Consider the following 17,186-nt stretch of genomic DNA (forward strand, 5'->3'; position numbering starts at 1 on the left):
GCTGGCACGAGCAACGCCCGGTGCCGCTCTGGCCCGGGCGTTTTTCATTGATGGAGAGACCGATGTCCACATCCCCCGACCCCGCCGCCGACGGCGCGGCCCCGCACCTCGATCACCGCGCCTTCGACGCGTTCGGCATGCGGGAAGTCAGCGGCGACGATATCGACGCCGCCATCGCCGATGCCGGCGACAAGCTGGTCTGCGTGTTCTTCTGGGGCGTGGACTGCTTCAACTGCGAGATGGCGAAAAAGGCCATGCTGGCCAATCCCGAGCCGGTGCGCGCGCTCGACCTGCACTGGCTGCACGCCAACGTCTACGCGCATCCCGAGCTGGGCAAGCGCTTCGGCCTGCACGGCATCCCGGTCTTCATGTTCTTCCACAAGGGCAAGAAGCTCGGGCGCGCCACCGGCTGGCACGGCCAGGGCCAGTTTGCCGCGGCGGTGGGCAATGCCCGCCTGAAGGCCGGCGGCAAGCCGCTGGCCGGCTGAGCGCAGCGCTCGCTCCCGCGCGCGGCGGGCCCCGCTAGCGCGACAGCGCGTAGCCGAGGCGGAACTGCCACGGCAGCTTGCGGTTGTAGTCCAGCAGGCTCTCGCCGTAGCCGACGAAATAACCCGCCATCAGGTAGCCGGCGGTGCCCGGGATCAGCCGGGCCAGCGGGTAGGTCACCGCCGCGTCGACGCTGCCGTAGTACTTCTGCGTGCCCTTGCGCAGGGTGGCGGCGAACTCCCACGAATCCGCCTTGCCATAGGCCAGCTTCAGGTCCATGTAGCCCCGGTAGCTGGCAATGTTGGTGTTGTCGTTTTTCTCCAGGTAGTAATACAGCTTGGGCGACACGCTCCAGTGCCAGTCGGTCAGGTCGCCTACATAGAAGGTCGGCCTGACGAAGACGGTGTTGATGCTGCGCGACCGGTCGCCGTCGAGGCCGTTGGATTCATGCTCCAGGCCCGCGGCGAGCGACAGCCGGCTGATGGCGCGGTTGTGCACGCCGGTATCCGACAGGTAGTAGAACAGGCTGGGCCGGTAGTTGGTGTCGCGGAACGGGTGCGAATCGGCGGCCAGGTCCCACAGCGAGAACTGCGTGTAGCCGAAGTACAGGTTGTCCAGCAGGCTGCGCGAAGCCGGGTCCTCGCCCTGGAAGACGCGGAACTTGAAGCTGAGCTGGAACTTGGCATTGGCGCCGCCATGCCCGCCGGCAATGAAGTACATCGGTTCGTTGAAGGTCAGCCGGCCCTGGTCGCGCAGGTCGGCCTGCACCGGCGCGGGCTCGGCCGCCGCCGCCGCCGATACCACTGGCACCACCGGGGTGGGGGCGGGGGCGTGGCTGTCGCCGGGGGCCGGTGTGGCGGTCGCTTGCGCCGCTGGCGCCGGTGCCGCGGCGGGTGCCGCATCTTCCTGGCCCGGCGTGCGGTTCAGCGTGACCAGTACCGGCGCGGCGTCGATATCCACGGGATCCAGCCGAACCAGTCCCCGCAGCGTGGGCGGCACGGTCGCGCTGTATTCGATGGTGCGGTGCTCGCCTTGGCGCAGCCGGACCGTGGCGGGGCCGGGCGTGGTGCGCTGCATGCTCAGGCGCACCGGCGCCTGCAGGTCCGCCGAGGCCACCACCTCGATGGCGTGCGGCACCAGGAAGGCACGGTTGGCCTTGTCCGCGCTGACCAGCAGCGTGAGGGTCAGCGGCCGGGTGCCGTCGACCACCTTGGGTGGCTGCAGCAGGGCGATGGCGGCGCGGCTCTGAAGCGGCCACGCTGCCAATACCGCGAGGGAAAGCAGGAGAGCGGGGGCGGCCGCTCCGGGGCGGCGCGGAACGGCGCCGGGGCCGGTCCGGGCTTTGAGCGTGCAAGGCTGCATAGGATTGGGCGGCGTGCCTTCCCCGGATCTGGGGCGGGGTGACGCACGCGCGGCAGGTTATTGCGACGCGGTAGAGCCTATCATGCCCTGCGAACGGGATTTGTGATGATTTGTACGCCGCGAGCGGGCCGGGGACGGTCCGGCGCGGTGCCGGCTACCGTGTGGCGCGGCGCCGGACCGAGGCAATGTATTGCTCGCCGTCGGGCGGCAAGCCGGTGCGCTGTGCTTGCCACAGCATCTCGCCCAGGCATTCCATGACCTGGTGATGCGCCTCGTGCGGCGAATCCAGGCGCTGGGCCAGGGCCTCGTAGGCGCGGCGGATGCCCGGCGGCTGGTCGATCGAGACCTGCTCGGCGATCGACAGGTGCATGGACAGGTGCAGGAACGGATTGGTCTGGCCGCCCTCGGGCGTGTAGTCCTGGCTCAGCGCGCCTTCGGTGTCGGTGAGCAGGCTCTGGTATTCGGGATGCTCGCCGATCCAGTCGACGGCAATGACTTCAAGCGGCGTGAGGACGCTGCCGGCGCGCTGCTTCTGCCAGGCTTCGCAGAAAAAACGGCGGACTTCTTCGCGGGAGGGATTGAACATGATGGCGCCATTGTAAACGAGCCCGGATTCCGCCGCAGGGCCCCGCGCAGCATAGAATGCGGCTTGCCCGGCGCCCGCCGGGCGCTCCCGCTCCGCATGTTCCCATGTCCGCTTCACACTCTTCTTCCGCCGGTGGCCAGCCGTCCGGCCGCGACCTTCGCGAGCAGCTCGCCGGGGTATTGCTGATCGCGCTGTCGGCCAGCGCCTTCGGCGCCATGGCGATCTTCGCGCGCTTTGCCTACGATGCCGGCGCCGACGTCTATGGCCTGCTGGCGGTGCGCTTCGTGCTGGCGGCGGGCGCGCTGGCGCTGGCCATGCGCGCGCGCGGCGTCGGCCTGCCGGGCTGGCGCAAGGTGCTGGCGCTCGCGGCCATGGGCGGGATCGGTTATGTCGGCCAGTCGTTCTGTTTTTTCACGGCGCTCAACCATGCCCAGGCCAGCCTGGTGGCGCTGCTGCTGTATCTCTATCCGCTGTTCGTGACGCTGCTCGCGGCGGTATTCCTCAAGGAGCGGCTGAGCACGGCGGCGGTGGTGGCGCTGGTGCTGTGCTCGCTCGGCGCGGGCCTGACGGTCGGCGGCGGCTCGGGTTCGGCGCTGGGGATCGCGCTCGGGCTGGCCTCGGCGGCGATCTACTCGGTGTACATCATCGTGGGCGCGCGCATCACGGCCGGGGTCGACCCGCTCGCCACCACCACCGTGGTGTGCGTGGCCGCGGCGCTGGTCTACGGCGGGGCCGGCATCGCGCGCGCGGCGGCGGGCGTGCCGCCGCAGTTTCCGCAGACCTTGCCGGGCTGGCTGGCGCTGCTGGCGATTGCCTTGCTGTCGACGGTGCTGGCCATCCTGACCTTCTTCGCCGGGCTGCAGCGCCTCGGCGCGGCGCGCGCGTCCATGCTCTCCACGCTCGAGCCGGTGGTCACGGTGGCGCTGGCGGCGCTGCTGCTGGGCGAGCAGGTCGGGCTGACCCAGGCGCTGGGCGGCGCGCTGATCCTGGCCGGGGTGCTGTGGCTGACGCGCAAGGGCACCGGCACCCGGCAGGCGGGGCAGAAGGTGCAACAGAATTGAATCCCTTGCTCAAATCGCTTGGTGGGAGCAAGCGCTGTCTTCGCTACAATCCGGCTCTCAACTCCCGTTCAGGAACCGACGCATGAAACCGATCGACCAGGCCGCCATCGCCCAACTGTTCACCGAAGCCCGCACCCACAACGTGTGGCAGGACCGCAAGGTGGACGATGCCACGCTTCACCAGATCTACGAAGCGATGAAGTTCGGCCCGACGGCAGCCAACGGCTCGCCGGCCCGCATCGTCTTCGTCAAGAGCGCCGCCGAGAAGGCCCGCCTGGTCGAATGCGTCTCGGCCGGCAACGCCGAGAAGACCCGTTCCGCGCCGGTGACCGCCATCATCGCGTTCGACAATGCCTTCCACGACCAGCTGCCCAAGCTGTTTCCGCATGCCGACGCCCGTTCGTGGTACGCAGGCCAGCCGGAAAAGATCGCGCGCGACGCGCTGATGAACGGTTCGCTGCAAGGCGGCTATTTCATCCTGGCGGCCCGCGCGCTGGGCCTGGATTGCGGCCCGATGGCCGGCTTCGACGCCGCCAAGGTGAACGCCGCCTTCTTCCCCGACGGCAAGTGGTCGGTCAACTTCCTGTGCAACCTGGGTTATGGCGAGGCGGACAAGCTGTTCCCGCGCAGCCCGCGCCTGTCGTTCGACGAGGCTTGCCGCATCGTCTGAGGGCGGCGCCTGGTCTTCGGCAAAAAAGGCCCCACGGGGCCCCACGGGGCCTTTTTGCATTCCACGCCGCCGCCCGGGCGGCGTCCGGATGCGGCTCAGATATTCGGCGCCTCGGTTTTCTCGCGGTATTCGCACAGCGGCTCGATCGCGCAATGCCAGCATTCTGGCTTGCGCGCCTTGCAGACGTAGCGCCCGTGCAGGATCAGCCAGTGGTGCGCGTCGTGCAGGAACTCGTGCGGCACCACCTTGAGCAGCTTGTGCTCCACTACCTGCACGTTCTTGCCCGGCGCCAGGCCGGTGCGGTTGGCCACGCGGAAGATATGCGTGTCGACGGCGATGGTGGCCTCGCCGAAGGCGGTGTTGAGCACCACGTTGGCGGTCTTGCGGCCCACGCCGGGCAGCGCTTCGAGCGCCGCGCGGTCGCGCGGCACCTGGCCGCCGTGCTGCTCGACCAGGATGCGGCAGGTCGCCATGACGTGCTTGGCCTTGGTCTTGTACAGGCCGATGGTCTTGATGTACCCGATCAGCCCTTCCTCGCCGAGGTCCAGTATCTGCTGCGGCGTGTGCGCGACCGGATAGAGCTTGCGGGTGGCCTTGTTCACGCCCACGTCGGTGGCCTGCGCCGACAGCAGCACGGCGATCAGCAGCTCGAACGGCGAGCTGTATTCCAGCTCGGTGGCGGGGGTCGGATTGACTTCGCGCAGTGTTTCGAACAGGGCGCGGCACTTGGCGGCGTTCATTCGTCCTTGTGGGCTGGGTTGGTGTCGGGTGCGGCGGTGCCGCCGGCCTGCGCCGGGGCGGCGAGGCCGGCCCTGGCGCGGCGGGCTTCGGCGGCGTCGATCTGGGCCTGCACGGCCGGCGGCACGTTTTCGGTATTGCGCGGCTTGACGGCCTGCTGCTTCAGGCGCGCGCGCTCGATGGCGGCCTGGATGATGGCCTTCTTGCGCGCCTGGGCCTGGCGCTCTTCCTCGCTCTGCGCGGCCTCGGCCTGCAGAGCTTCGAGCTTGGCGGCGGCCTTGGCGGCCAGGCGGGCGTCGTTTTCCCGCTGCTCGCGCACCAGGCGGGCGCGGCGCGCCAGGTAGCGCGCGTGGGCCTCGTCGGCCTGCGCCTGCGACCACGCGGCCCAGCCGGTGCGCCCGGCGTTCACGGGGATCATGGCAATGCAGTCGACCGGGCAGGGCGCCACGCACAGGTCGCAGCCGGTGCACCAGTCGGCCAGCACGGTATGCATCTGCTTGGGCGCGCCGACGATGGCGTCGACCGGGCAGGCCTGGATGCACAGCGTGCAGCCGATGCACAGGCTTTCGTCGATGCGGGCGACCGCGCGCGCCTGCTCCGCGCCGCGCTCCGGGTCCAGCGGCAGCACCGGCGCGCCGAGCAGCGCGGCCAGGCGGCGGATGCCCTCCGCGCCGCCGGGCGGGCAACGGTTGCAGTCCGCCTCGCCGGCGGCCATGGCTTCGGCGTACGGGCGGCAACCGTCGAAGCCGCATTTGGTGCACTGGGTTTGCGGCAGCAGGGCTTCGAGGCGGTCGGCGAGGGTTTGCGGGATGGCAGTCACAACGGCATTGGCGGGTTTGCGGGCACGGCGGGGCGCCGCTCTCTTGTCTGGCCGGCGGTCCGGCCCGCCGGAGCGGCTGCGCGGCAGGGATTATCCCCGATTTCGTTGCGACGCAGAAACGCGCGATGATGCGGCGCAGTGCCGGGGCGCTGGGCGCCGGTTGCCCTGTGCCATAATCCCGCGCAACGATTCTTCAGCCGTCGCATGCAAAACGAAACCAGAACGAAGCGGGACCCAGAGGGCACGCGCCGCCGCATTCTCGACGCGGCTACCGAGGAATTCGCCAAGGGCGGGCTGGCCGGCGCGCGCGTCGACCAGATCGCGCGCCGCGCCGAGACCAACGAGCGCATGCTGTATTACTACTACGGCAGCAAGGAGGGCCTGTTCCTCGCCGTGCTGGAGCGGCAGTACGCGGAATTCCGCGCCGCCGAGGAGCAGTTGCACATCGTCGACGAGGACCCGGTGGCCGCGGTCCGCACGCTGGCCCGCTTCGTCTGGGACTGGTATTACCGCAACCCGGAATTCATCCGCCTGGTCAACAGCGAGAACCTGCACGAGGCGCGCCACCTGAAGAAGTCCACGCACCTGCACCAGCTGGTCAACCCGGTGGTCAATGTGCTGGCCGACATCGTCAAGCGGGGCCAGCGCCAGGGTGTGTTCCGCGACAACGTGGACGTGCCGCAGCTCTACCTGACGATCTCGGCGCTCGGCTATTACGTGCTGTCCAACCGCTATACCATCAGCGCGGTGATCGGCCGCGACGTGGCCTCGCAGGACGAGCACGAGCGCTTTGCCGAGCTGCACACCGACATGCTGCTGTCCTACCTGGAAAAGCGCTGAGGCCAGCCGTGCCGCGCGCCGCACGAAAAAACGCCCGCGTCGTGTGAGCGCGGGCGTTTTGCCTTGTCGCCGCCGGCAGGCGGCGCGGCGTGCTCAGCGGTACTTCAGGATGAAGTCGCGCAGTTCGGGGTAGATCTCCTGGCGCCAGCGGCGGCCCGAGAAAATCCCGTAGTGGCCGCACTTGGCCGCCGTGATGTGCTGCTTGCGCGTCTTGGCGATGCCGGCGCACAGCTCGTGCGCGGCGGCGGTCTGGCCGGCGCCCGAGATGTCGTCCAGCTCGCCCTCGATGGTCAGCAGCGCGGTGCCCTTGATGTCCTGCGGGCGCACCGGCTCGCCGTCGATTTCCCAGGTGCCGTTGGCGAGGCGGAATTCCTGGAAGACTTCGCGGATGGTGTCCAGGTAGTACTCGGCCGCCATGTCGAGCACGGCGTTGTATTCGTCATAGAAGCGCACGTGGGCTTCCGCGTCGTCGGCATCGCCCTCGACCAGGTTCAGGTAGTAGTCATAGTGCGAGGACAGGTGGCGGTCCGGGTTCATCGCCACGAAGCCGGCGTGCTGCAGGAAGCCGGGGTAGACCTTGCGGCCGTGGCCCGGGTAGTTCGCCGGCACGGTGTAGATCACGTTGTTCTCGAACCACTCGTACGACTTGTTGGTCGCCAGCGAATTCACCGCGGTGGGGCTGCGGCGCGCGTCGATCGGGCCGCCCATCATGGTCATGGTCTTGGGCGTCTTCTCGCCGGCCGAGGCCAGCAGGGAAATCGCCGCCAGCACCGGCACGGTGGGCTGGCAGACCGAGATCACATGCAGGTTTTCCGCGCCGATATGGCGGATGAAGTCCTGGATGTAGTGGATGTAGTCGGACAGGTGGAACAGGCCCTGGTCGACCGGCACCATGCGCGCGTCGAGCCAGTCCGTCACGTAGACCTTGTGGTCCTGCAGCAGGGTGCGCACGGTGTCGCGCAGCAGCGTGGCGTGGTGGCCCGAGAGCGGGGCGCACACCAGCACCACCGGCTCGTCCTTGAGCATCTTGATGGTTTCGGGATCGTCGGCATAGCGCTTGAAGCGCACCAGCTTGCAGAACGGCTTCTCGACGATGGTCTGCTCGACGATCGGGATCTCGCGCCCGTTGGAGCGCACTGACTTGATGTCGAACGACGGCTTCTCGTATTCCTTGCCGAGCCGGTACAGCAGCTCGTAGCCGGCGGCCAGGCGGGTAGCGCCGGGCACCAGGGAAAGCGGACTGAGGGGATTGGTGAAGGTCTTGGCCGTGGCCTGCGCCCACGCGGTCAGCGGGTGCAGCATCGAGCGCTGGAACTCATGCAGCTGGTAAAGCATGACGGATACCTATCAGGCTGGGGGCGAAGCGGGAATTCAACGCCGTGACATTATAAATGTGACGAAAAAACACTATTTACACTGCTAACGCTGCCGATTATGCGCGTTTGCGAACGATCGTGCGATGCAGCATATACCCTAAGGTACGCCCGCCCGGGAAAAAGACAATAGGACAAAGGCCGTACCGCTTATTACAGATCGGAAAAGATCGTAAAAAATTGAGTCTGGGCGCAAAAAAGGCGACCGAAGTCGCCTTTTCGTTGCTTTTGCCGCAATTTATTACAGTACCGCTGCAATCGCGTTGACCACCGCATCGATGTTGCGGCTATTCAATGCCGCCACGCAGATGCGGCCGGTGCCGACCGCGTAGATGCCGTGCTCGGTGCGCAGCAGGTCCACCTGGGCCGAGGTCAGGCCCGAATACGAGAACATGCCGCGCTGGGCCTTGACGAAGGAGAAGTCGCCCGGCACGCCCTTGGCGGCCAGCTTGTCCACCAGCGCATGGCGCATCAGCTTGATGCGGTCGCGCATCTCGCCCAGCTCCTGCTCCCACATGGCGCGCAGCTCGGGGCTGTTCAGCACGGTGGCGACCACGGTGCCGCCGTGCGTGGGCGGGTTGGAATAGTTGGTGCGGATGACGCGCTTGACCTGCGACATCACGCGCTGCGCTTCTTCCTTGCCGGTGGTCACGATGGACAGCGCGCCCACGCGCTCGCCGTACAGCGAGAAGCTCTTCGAGAACGAGCTGGAGACGAAGAACGGCAGGCCCGACTCGGCGAACAGGCGCACGGCGGCGCCGTCCGGCTCGATGCCCTCGGCGAAGCCCTGGTAGGCCATGTCGAGGAACGGGATCAGGTTGCGGTCCTTGATCAGGCCCACCACCTGCTGCCATTGCTCGGCCGACAGGTCGACGCCGGTCGGGTTGTGGCAGCACGCGTGCAGCACCACGATGGTGTTGGCCGGATAGGACTTGAGCGACTCGACCATGCCGGCGAAATTCAGGCCGTGGCTGGGCGCGTCGTAGTAGGCATAGTTGACCACGGGGAAACCGGCCGCCTCGAACAGGGCGCGGTGGTTTTCCCAGCTCGGGTCGCTGATGGCGACCTTGGCGTCGGGGTACAGGCGCTTGAGGAAGTCGGCGCCGATCTTCAGCGCGCCGGTGCCGCCCAGTGCCTGGGCCGTCACCACGCGGCCTTCGGTGATGAGCGGCGATTCCTTGCCGAACAGCAGCGTCTGCACGGCCTGGTCGTAGGCGGCGATGCCCTCGATGGGCAGGTAGCCGCGCGGCGTGGCGGTGGTCAGGCGGGCCTTTTCGGCCTCTTGCACGGCGCGCAGCAGAGGGATTTTCCCTTCGTCGGTGAAGTACACGCCGACACCGAGATTGACCTTGGTGGCACGGGTATCGGCATTGAAGGCTTCATTCAGGCCCAGGATCGGGTCGCGCGGGGCCATCTCGACGGCAGAAAACAAACTCATTTGGGATCTCGTGGTCAGCTATGTAACAAAACGGGAGGGCGTAGAATGCTCCGGACTGCGCTGGAGAGTGCGGCGGCCCCCATCTTGATACCTGGCCGCCAACCCCAAGATTCTAGCGTATCCGCCCGTTTTCCTGAGGTTTTCCCTTACCAGCCTATGTCGAATCTTGTTGAAGTCGCGCCCGCGCTGGACGAAGAGAAGTTCGCGACCTTTCCCGGCTCGCCGTTCCAGCTTTACCAGCCTTATCCGGCCGCGGGCGACCAGCCCGAGGCGATCCGCCAGCTGGTGGAGGGCGTGGAGGACGGACTTTCGTTCCAGACCCTGCTGGGCGTGACGGGCTCGGGCAAGACCTTCACCATGGCCAACGTGATCGCCCGGCTGGGGCGGCCGGCCATCGTGTTCGCGCCCAACAAGACGCTGGCGGCGCAGCTGTACTCGGAATTCCGCGAGTTCTTCCCGCGCAACGCGGTGGAGTACTTCGTCAGCTACTACGACTACTACCAGCCCGAAGCCTACGTGCCGCAGCGCGACCTGTTCATCGAGAAGGATTCCTCGATCAACGAGCACATCGAGCAGATGCGGCTGTCGGCCACCAAGAGCCTGCTGGAGCGGCGCGACACCATCATCGTGGCCACGGTCTCGGCCATCTACGGTATCGGCAATCCGTCCGAGTACCACAAGATGATCCTGACGCTGCGCGCGGGCGACAAGATCAGCCAGCGCGACGTGATCGCGCGGCTGATCGCCATGCAGTACACGCGCAACGAAACCGACTTCCAGCGCGGCACCTTCCGCGTGCGCGGCGACACGCTCGACATCTTCCCGGCCGAGCACGCCGAGCTGGCGGTGCGCGTCGACATGTTCGACGACGAGATCGACTCGCTGCAGTTCTTCGACCCGCTCACCGGGCGCGTGCGCCAGAAGATCCCGCGCTTCACGGTCTATCCGTCGAGCCACTACGTGACGCCGCGCGAGACCGTGCTGCGCGCCATCGAGGACATCAAGGTCGAGCTGCGCGAACGGCTGGACTTCTTCTACAAGGAGAACCGGCTGGTGGAGGCGCAGCGGCTCGAGCAGCGCTCCCGCTTCGACCTCGAAATGCTGTCCGAGCTGGGCTTCTGCAAGGGCATCGAGAACTACTCGCGGCACCTGTCGGGCGCCAGGCCGGGCGAGCCGCCGCCGACGCTGGTCGACTACCTGCCGCCGGACGCGCTGATGTTCCTGGACGAGTCGCACGTGCTGATCGGCCAGTTCAACGGCATGTACAACGGCGACAAGGCGCGCAAGACCACGCTGGTGGAATACGGCTTCCGCCTGCCGTCGGCGCTGGACAACCGCCCGCTCAAGTTCGAGGAATTCGAGCGCAAGATGCGCCAGGTGATGTTCGTCTCCGCCACACCGTCCAATTACGAGAACGAGCACGCGGGCCAGGTGGTGGAGCAGGTGGTGCGGCCGACCGGGCTGGTCGACCCGATCATCCACGTGCGCCCGGCCACCACGCAGGTGGACGACCTGCTGTCCGAGATCCATGCCAAGGTGGCGCTCGGCGAGCGCGTGCTGGTGACCACGCTGACCAAGCGCATGTCCGAGCAGCTTACCGAGTTCCTGACGGAAAACGGCGTCAAGGTGCGCTACCTGCATTCGGACATCGACACCGTGGAGCGGGTCGAGATCATCCGCGACCTGCGCCTGGGCACCTTCGACGTGCTGGTCGGCATCAACCTGCTGCGCGAGGGCCTGGACATCCCGGAAGTCTCGCTGGTGGCGATCCTCGATGCCGACAAGGAAGGCTTCCTGCGCGCCGAGCGCTCGCTGATCCAGACCATCGGCCGCGCGGCGCGCAACGTCAACGGCACCGCCATCCTGTATGCCGACCGCATGACCGACTCGATGAAGCGCGCGATCGGCGAGACCGAGCGCCGGCGCGCCCGGCAGATCGCCTTCAACGAGGCCAACGGCATCGTGCCGCGCGGCGTGGTCAAGCGCATCAAGGACATCATCGACGGCGTCTACGATCCGGGCGAGGTCAAGGCCGAGCTGCTGGCCGCCGAGGAGCGCGCCAGGTACGAGGACATGAGCGAGAAGCAGGTCTCTAAGGAGATCAAGCGCCTCGAGAAACTCATGTTCGAGCATGCCAAGAACCTCGAGTTCGAGAAGGCCGGCCAGGTGCGCGACCAGCTCGCCAAGCTCAAGCGCCAGGTGTTCGGCGCCAGCGGCGACGGCGAGCACCTGCCGCCCGCCGCGGCGGCTTCCTGAGCCAGCGGCGGGGCGGCTCGGGCGCTGCCGTTACCGTCTATAGTTGGAATCCCGGACGGTGGTCAAGAGGTGCGTCATGGTCAAGCTCGCGCTGTGGGTTCCGCTGCATGCGAAGCCCGGCAAGGAAAAGGAAGTCGAGGCATTCCTGCTCGGCGGACTGCCGCTGGTGCAGGAGGAGGGCGGCACCACGGCGTGGTTCGCGCTCAAGCTGGGGCCCTCCATGTACGGCATCTTCGACGCGTTCGAAGACGAGCAGGGGCGCCAGGCCCATCTCTCGGGCAAGGTCGCGGCGGCGCTGATGGCCAGGGCGCCGGACCTGTTCGCCAAGCCGCCTTCGATCGAGAAGATGGACGTGCTGGCGGCCAAGCTGCCCTGAAGCCCCGGCGGGCTAGTTCTTCGGCGGCAGCGTGCGCAGGCGCTTGTTGACTTCCAGCAGGGTTTCGCAGGCGTCGGCATCGGCCGCGCGGCGGGTGGCGATGTAGTCGGCGATGGCGCGCAGCGGTTCCTGCTGCGCCGCGCATGCCGTGGCGGCGGCCGGGATCGAGGCGGGCGCCGGGCAGGCCGTGCCGAGCTCTTCCTCCAGGCTGCGCTGGACCACGGCCAGCATGCTGGCGCAGCCTGCGTCGGCGGCAGCGTCGGCACGCGGCTCGGCGGCACACGCCAGGCTGGCGCACACCAGGACGCCGGAAACGAGTAGGGGGCTGAGGCGAAGGTTCACCGCCGGCATTATGCGGGGGAGGCGTCTTTGCGTCACCTTTTTTGACTCTGCGGCGCGTTGCCGTTGCCCGTTTGCCGCTCGTTTGCCGCTCGTTTGCCGCTCGTTTGCCGTTGCCGCCTGCTTTCGCTTTGCCCCCGTGGAATCCGCGTGCCGGCAGGCGGGCGGGGTCGCCTGCGGGGGCGGTAAAATCCGCCCGGCGCGCGTCGGGCGCGTCAATCGTGTGGATCGTCGAAGGGACTGCGTTCAGGATGCCGATGAAGAAATTTGCCATTCTCATGTGCTGCATGGGCAATATCTGCCGCTCGCCGACCGCCGAGGGCGTGCTGCGCGCCAGGTTGCTGGCCGCCGGCCTGGATGGGGTGGTCGAACTGGATTCGGCCGGCACCCACGGCTATCACGTCGGCCGCGCGCCCGACGCGCGCGCGCAGCGCCATGCGCTGGCGCGCGGCTACGATCTCTCGGCGCAGCGCGCGCGCCTGGCCACGGCGGCCGATTTCGCCCGTTTCGACCTGGTGCTCGCGATGGACCGCGACAACCTGGCGGCGCTGGGCGCGCTCTGCCCGCCGGGCAGCCGCGACAAGCTGCGCCTGTTGATGAGCTTCGCCACGCGCCACGACGCCGACGAGGTGCCTGACCCGTACTATGGCGAGGGCGACGGCTTCGAGCGCGTGCTCGACTACGTTGAGGACGCCTGCGACGGCGTGGTCGCCATGCTGCGCGCCAGGGGCCTGGATTCGGCCGGCTGACGCGCGTGCGCGGATTGCCGGGCATGCCCGGCATGCGCGCTGGCCGTTTTTCCAATTTTCACGAGGTTTCATGTTTCGTTCCCTGTTCCGCAAATGGCGCGAGTCGCGCAATGCCAGCCTGCAACTCGACGCGATCCTGGCCGCCGCGGACCCGGACGCGCCGCTGGCGGAGCGCAACGGCTGGCTGATCGAACTGGGCTACTGGATCCGGCGCGACGGCCTGCCCGGCGCCGAGGGCGCGCCGGCCGACGAGAACCGGAAGAGCCGGCGCGAGCATGTGCGGCTGCGCTACCTGCTGCAGGTGCTCGGGCGCAATCCGGAGATGGCCGCGCGCGTGGCGCGCACGGTGCGCTCGCTGGTGCGCGACAACGACCCGACCGGCTTGCTGTGCGACACCGGCGTGGCATCGCACCCGGGTTTCTGGGGCGAGGTGCTGGACCGCCTGCAGGCGCGTTTCCTGCCGCCGCCGCCCAACCAGGGCGACCTGGCCGGCCTGTTCGCGCTGCTGTTCATCGACGGCAACGACGCCGACTGGGTCGAGTCGCTCGATGCCGACCTGCTCGGGCGCCTGGCGGCGATGTTGCGGGTCGGCGAGGAACCGGCCGCCGGCGAGCCGGCAAGCGCCGCGCTGCCGGAGTGGGACCGCTTCGACCGCACGCTGGCCACCAGCCTCCAGGTGCTGGTCAGCCAGGTGCGCGCCACCGGGCTGAGCCAGGCGATCCGCTCGCGCCTCAAGGGCCGCGTGCAGGACACGCCGTTCTTCCGCCTCGACAGCGCCGTCGAGGCCCTGTGCGAGGACGACGCGGCCGGCGGCGAGGCCTTCGCGCACCGCCTGAACTATTTCCGCGCGCTGCTCGACGGCTGCCACCAGGCCGCGCAGCGCGTGTACGACGACCTCGAAGAGAATGGCGTTTCGGTCGAAGTGGTGTTCCAGATCGAGCGCATGAAGGTGCGGCTGGCCCGCATCGAGCTGCTGCTGGCCACCTGGGTCGAGCCGCAGCGCGCCGGGCGCCACGCCCACCTGATCGCCGCGCTGATCCGCTCCACGCAGGCGCGCCGCAGCATCGCTCACCTGGCCGGCTCCTCGTTCTCGCAGCTCGCGCGCAAGGTGGTCGAGCGTTCCGCCGAGACCGGCGAGCACTACATCACGCGCGACCGCCGCGAGTACCGCGAACTGATGCGCGCGGCGGCCGGCGGCGGCCTGATCACGGTCGCCACGGTCTATCTCAAGTTCCTGATCTACGGGCTGCACCTGGACAAGTTCATCGAGGGCCTGCTGGCCTCGCTCAACTATGCCGGCAGCTTCCTGGTGATCCATTTCGCGCATTTCACGCTGGCCACCAAGCAGCCGGCCATGACCGGCCCGGCGCTGGCGCACCGGCTCGATGCCGTGGGCAAGCCGGAGGGGCGCGAGGTGTTCGTGGACGACACCATCGCCATGATCCGCTCCAACGCCGCCGCCATCTTCGGCAACCTGGCCGTGGTGTTCCCGGTGGCGCTCGGCATCCAGTGGCTGGCCAGCCGCGTCCTCGGCGCCAACCTGATCACGCCGGCCAGGGCGATCGCCACCATCGAGTCGTTTTCCCTCCTCGGTCCCACGCCGGTGTACGCCATCTTCACCGGCGTGCTGCTGTGGCTGTCGAGCCTGGTGGCGGGCTGGGCGGACAACTGGTTCGCGCTGCACAAGGTGCACGACGTGATGGCCTACAACCGCCGCCTGCGCTATGTGCTGGGCGCGGCCGGCGCCATGCGCGTCGCGGATTTCTGGAAGCGCAACATGTCGGGCATCGCGGCCAATGTGTCGCTGGGGCTGCTGCTGGGGCTGGGCCCGGAGATCCTCAGTTTCTTCGGGCCGCATATGGAAGTGCGCCACGTCACGCTGTCGACGGGCGCGGTGGGGGCCGCGATCGGCGTGCTGGGCTTCGACGCGCTGCGCATGCCGGCGCTGTGGCTGGCGGTGGCGGGGATCGCGCTGATGGGGCTGCTGAACGTCGCGGTGAGCTTTGCGCTGGCCTTCAATATGGCGTTGCGCTCACGCAGCCTGCGCCGCGTCGACCGGCGCGCGCTGAGTGCGGCCGTGCGGCGGCGCGTCCTGAAGCATCCCTGGTCGCTGGTCGTCCCGCCGCGCGCGGCCGGGCAGGCCATGCCGGCCGGCGAGGAGCGCGCTTGATGCAATGCGGCAGGGGTACTTGACTGAATTAGTCGGGATCTTTATACTCGACCAAAATGATCAAGTATTCCCCGGCATCATGAGACTGACTACCAAAGGCCGCTTCGCGGTAACCGCCATGATCGACCTGGCCATGCGCCAGGATCAGGGCCCCGTTACGCTGGCCGGTATCAGCCAGCGCCAGAAAATCTCCCTGTCCTACCTGGAACAGCTGTTCGGCAAGCTGCGCCGCCACGAAATCGTGGAGAGCGTGCGCGGCCCGGGCGGCGGCTACAGCCTCGCGCGCAAGGCCGAGGACGTCACGGTTGCCGACATCATCATCGCCGTCGACGAGCCGCTGGACGCCACGCAGTGCGGCGGAAAGGGCAATTGTAACGGAGATGAAGGCAGCGGGCGCTGCATGACCCACGAGTTGTGGGCCACGCTGAACCAGAAAATGGTCGAGTACCTCGACTCCGTTTCCCTGAAGAACCTGGTTGACCAGCAGCGTGCCAAGTGCCCGACGGTGCTGCACGACATGCGCGAGGATGCTGCCGCGCAGGTGGCCGCCGCGCCGCGCGTCAGCCCGGAAAAGGAAAAGCCCGCGCGCCCGCGGGTGGTGAATTCGGTCTTCAGCCTGGCGCAGTCATAAGCGGGCATCCGGCCGGCCAGATCAACTTCAAGCATTGCGGTCCCAAACAAAGGCAGTCATAACGATGAGCACCCCACATTTCCCCATCTACATGGATTACTCGGCCACCACCCCGGTGGACCCGCGCGTGGCGGACAAGATGATTCCGTACCTGCGCGAGCAGTTCGGCAATCCGGCTTCGCGCAGCCATGCCTACGGCTGGGATGCCGAGCGCGCGGTGGAAGAGGCGCGCGAGCAGGTAGCCGCGCTGGTGGGCGCCGATCCGCGCGAAATCGTGTGGACCTCGGGCGCGACCGAGTCGAACAACCTCGCCATCAAGGGCGCCGCGCATTTCTACTCGGGCAAGGGCAAGCACATCATCACGGTCAAGACCGAGCACAAGGCCGTGCTCGACACCGCCCGCGAGCTGGAGCGCCAGGGCTTCGAGGTGACCTACCTCGACGTGCAGGACAACGGGCTGGTCGACATGGACGTGTTCAAGGCGGCGATCCGCCCGGACACCATCCTGGTTTCGGTGATGCTGGTCAACAACGAGATCGGCGTGATCCAGGACGTCGAGCAGATCGGCGAGATCTGCCGCGCCAAGGGCATCATCTTCCATTGCGACGCGGCCCAGGCCACCGGCAAGGTCGCCATCGACCTGAACACGCTCAAGTGCGACCTGATGTCGTTCTCGGCCCACAAGACCTACGGCCCGAAGGGCGTCGGCGCGCTGTACGTGCGCCGCAAGCCGCGCGTGCGCCTGGAAGCGCAGATGCACGGCGGCGGCCACGAGCGCGGCATGCGCTCGGGCACGCTGGCCACGCACCAGATCGTCGGCATGGGCGAAGCCTTCCGCATCGCCCGCGAGGAAATGGCCACGGAAAACGAGCGCATCCGCATGCTGCGCGACCGCCTGTGGCGCGGCCTGTCCGGCATGGAAGAGGTCTACCTGAACGGCGACATGGAGCGCCGCGTGCCGCACAACCTGAACGTCAGCTTCAACTTCGTCGAAGGCGAGTCGCTGATCATGGCGATCAAGGACGTGGCCGTGTCGTCGGGCTCGGCCTGCACCTCGGCCTCGCTGGAACCGTCGTACGTGCTGCGCGCCCTCGGCCGCAACGACGAGCTGGCGCACAGCTCGATCCGCTTCACCGTGGGCCGCTTCACCACCGAAGAGGAAGTCGACTACACCGTCGAGCTGCTCAAGAGCAAGATCGCCAAGCTGCGCGACCTGTCGCCGCTGTGGGAGATGTTCAAGGACGGCGTGGACCTGAATTCCATCCAGTGGGCCGCGCACTGAGCGCCAAGG

The 17,186-nt window shown here is 67.8% G+C and carries 17 protein-coding genes; 10 read left to right on the forward strand and 7 right to left on the reverse strand.

From position 1 onward, the window contains the following. Window positions 1-62: 62 nt before the first annotated feature. Window positions 63-488 (forward strand): thioredoxin family protein, encoded by a 426-nt coding sequence (locus ACKI2N_RS07035; protein WP_420992622.1) that lies wholly within the window; start codon window positions 63-65, stop codon window positions 486-488. Between the two features lie 34 nt (window positions 489-522). Here ACKI2N_RS07035 and ACKI2N_RS07040 read toward each other — a convergent pair whose 3' ends face one another. After that, window positions 523-1,848 (reverse strand): phospholipase A, encoded by a 1,326-nt coding sequence (locus tag ACKI2N_RS07040; protein ID WP_420992621.1) that lies wholly within the window; start codon window positions 1,846-1,848, stop codon window positions 523-525. A 154-nt stretch (window positions 1,849-2,002) separates the two neighbouring features. Further along, entirely contained in the window at window positions 2,003-2,434 is a 432-nt protein-coding gene (locus ACKI2N_RS07045; RefSeq protein ID WP_420992620.1) for a DUF1841 family protein, read from the reverse strand. Between the two features lie 104 nt (window positions 2,435-2,538). Here ACKI2N_RS07045 and ACKI2N_RS07050 point away from each other — a divergent pair, with 104 nt between their 5' ends. Both ACKI2N_RS07050 and ACKI2N_RS07055 read left to right on the forward strand, forming a co-directional pair. Further along, complete coding sequence (locus ACKI2N_RS07050) at window positions 2,539-3,495, forward strand: DMT family transporter (protein ID WP_420992619.1); 957 nt, start codon at window positions 2,539-2,541, stop codon at window positions 3,493-3,495. An 82-nt stretch (window positions 3,496-3,577) separates the two neighbouring features. Beyond that, entirely contained in the window at window positions 3,578-4,165 is a 588-nt protein-coding gene (locus ACKI2N_RS07055) for a malonic semialdehyde reductase (RefSeq protein WP_420992618.1), read from the forward strand. Between the two features lie 95 nt (window positions 4,166-4,260). On the opposite strand, the gene nth is transcribed toward ACKI2N_RS07055, so the two are convergent. Both nth and rsxB read right to left on the reverse strand, forming a co-directional pair. Beyond that, the gene (gene nth, locus ACKI2N_RS07060; protein WP_420992617.1) at window positions 4,261-4,905 is read right to left on the reverse strand and encodes an endonuclease III; all 645 of its coding nucleotides are present in this window, start codon (window positions 4,903-4,905) and stop codon (window positions 4,261-4,263) included. Next, window positions 4,902-5,723: an electron transport complex subunit RsxB gene (gene rsxB, locus ACKI2N_RS07065; RefSeq protein WP_420992616.1), complete on the reverse strand. Its 822-nt coding sequence runs from the start codon at window positions 5,721-5,723 to the stop codon at window positions 4,902-4,904. The genes nth and rsxB overlap by 4 nt, the downstream gene beginning before the upstream one ends. A gap of 204 nt (window positions 5,724-5,927) precedes the next feature. Between rsxB and ACKI2N_RS07070 the strand changes: the two genes are divergently transcribed. Further along, the gene (locus ACKI2N_RS07070) at window positions 5,928-6,563 is read left to right on the forward strand and encodes a TetR family transcriptional regulator (RefSeq protein ID WP_420992615.1); all 636 of its coding nucleotides are present in this window, start codon (window positions 5,928-5,930) and stop codon (window positions 6,561-6,563) included. A gap of 93 nt (window positions 6,564-6,656) precedes the next feature. Here the strand turns inward: ACKI2N_RS07070 and ACKI2N_RS07075 are convergent, their stop codons facing one another. Next, a complete protein-coding gene (locus ACKI2N_RS07075; RefSeq protein ID WP_420992614.1) occupies window positions 6,657-7,898 on the reverse strand; it encodes a polyhydroxyalkanoate depolymerase in 1,242 nt (413 codons plus the stop codon). 279 nt (window positions 7,899-8,177) lie between these two features. Beyond that, complete coding sequence (locus ACKI2N_RS07080; protein ID WP_420992613.1) at window positions 8,178-9,374, reverse strand: amino acid aminotransferase; 1,197 nt, start codon at window positions 9,372-9,374, stop codon at window positions 8,178-8,180. 156 nt (window positions 9,375-9,530) lie between these two features. Between ACKI2N_RS07080 and uvrB the strand changes: the two genes are divergently transcribed. Next, a complete protein-coding gene (gene uvrB / locus ACKI2N_RS07085; RefSeq protein ID WP_420992612.1) occupies window positions 9,531-11,630 on the forward strand; it encodes an excinuclease ABC subunit UvrB in 2,100 nt (699 codons plus the stop codon). A 76-nt stretch (window positions 11,631-11,706) separates the two neighbouring features. Continuing rightward, window positions 11,707-12,006, forward strand: coding sequence for a putative quinol monooxygenase (locus ACKI2N_RS07090; RefSeq protein ID WP_420992611.1), 300 nt, complete (start codon window positions 11,707-11,709; stop codon window positions 12,004-12,006). 12 nt (window positions 12,007-12,018) lie between these two features. On the opposite strand, the gene ACKI2N_RS07095 is transcribed toward ACKI2N_RS07090, so the two are convergent. Next, window positions 12,019-12,348 carry a hypothetical protein gene (locus tag ACKI2N_RS07095; RefSeq protein WP_420992610.1) on the reverse strand — a complete coding sequence of 110 codons (330 nt, stop codon included), beginning with the start codon at window positions 12,346-12,348 and terminating at the stop codon, window positions 12,019-12,021. A gap of 254 nt (window positions 12,349-12,602) precedes the next feature. Here ACKI2N_RS07095 and ACKI2N_RS07100 point away from each other — a divergent pair, with 254 nt between their 5' ends. From ACKI2N_RS07100 to ACKI2N_RS07115, 4 genes are all read left to right on the forward strand, one after another. After that, entirely contained in the window at window positions 12,603-13,094 is a 492-nt protein-coding gene (locus ACKI2N_RS07100) for a low molecular weight protein-tyrosine-phosphatase (protein WP_420992609.1), read from the forward strand. 70 nt (window positions 13,095-13,164) lie between these two features. Next, the gene (locus tag ACKI2N_RS07105) at window positions 13,165-15,264 is read left to right on the forward strand and encodes a site-specific recombinase (protein ID WP_420992608.1); all 2,100 of its coding nucleotides are present in this window, start codon (window positions 13,165-13,167) and stop codon (window positions 15,262-15,264) included. A 79-nt stretch (window positions 15,265-15,343) separates the two neighbouring features. Beyond that, window positions 15,344-15,895 carry a Fe-S cluster assembly transcriptional regulator IscR gene (gene iscR / locus ACKI2N_RS07110; RefSeq protein WP_420992607.1) on the forward strand — a complete coding sequence of 184 codons (552 nt, stop codon included), beginning with the start codon at window positions 15,344-15,346 and terminating at the stop codon, window positions 15,893-15,895. Window positions 15,896-15,953: 58 nt separating this feature from the next. Beyond that, window positions 15,954-17,177 (forward strand): IscS subfamily cysteine desulfurase, encoded by a 1,224-nt coding sequence (locus ACKI2N_RS07115; protein WP_420992909.1) that lies wholly within the window; start codon window positions 15,954-15,956, stop codon window positions 17,175-17,177. The last annotated feature ends 9 nt before the right edge of the window (window positions 17,178-17,186 follow it).

The organism is Cupriavidus sp. 30B13, from assembly GCF_049059565.2.
Lineage (GTDB): Bacteria > Pseudomonadota > Gammaproteobacteria > Burkholderiales > Burkholderiaceae > Cupriavidus.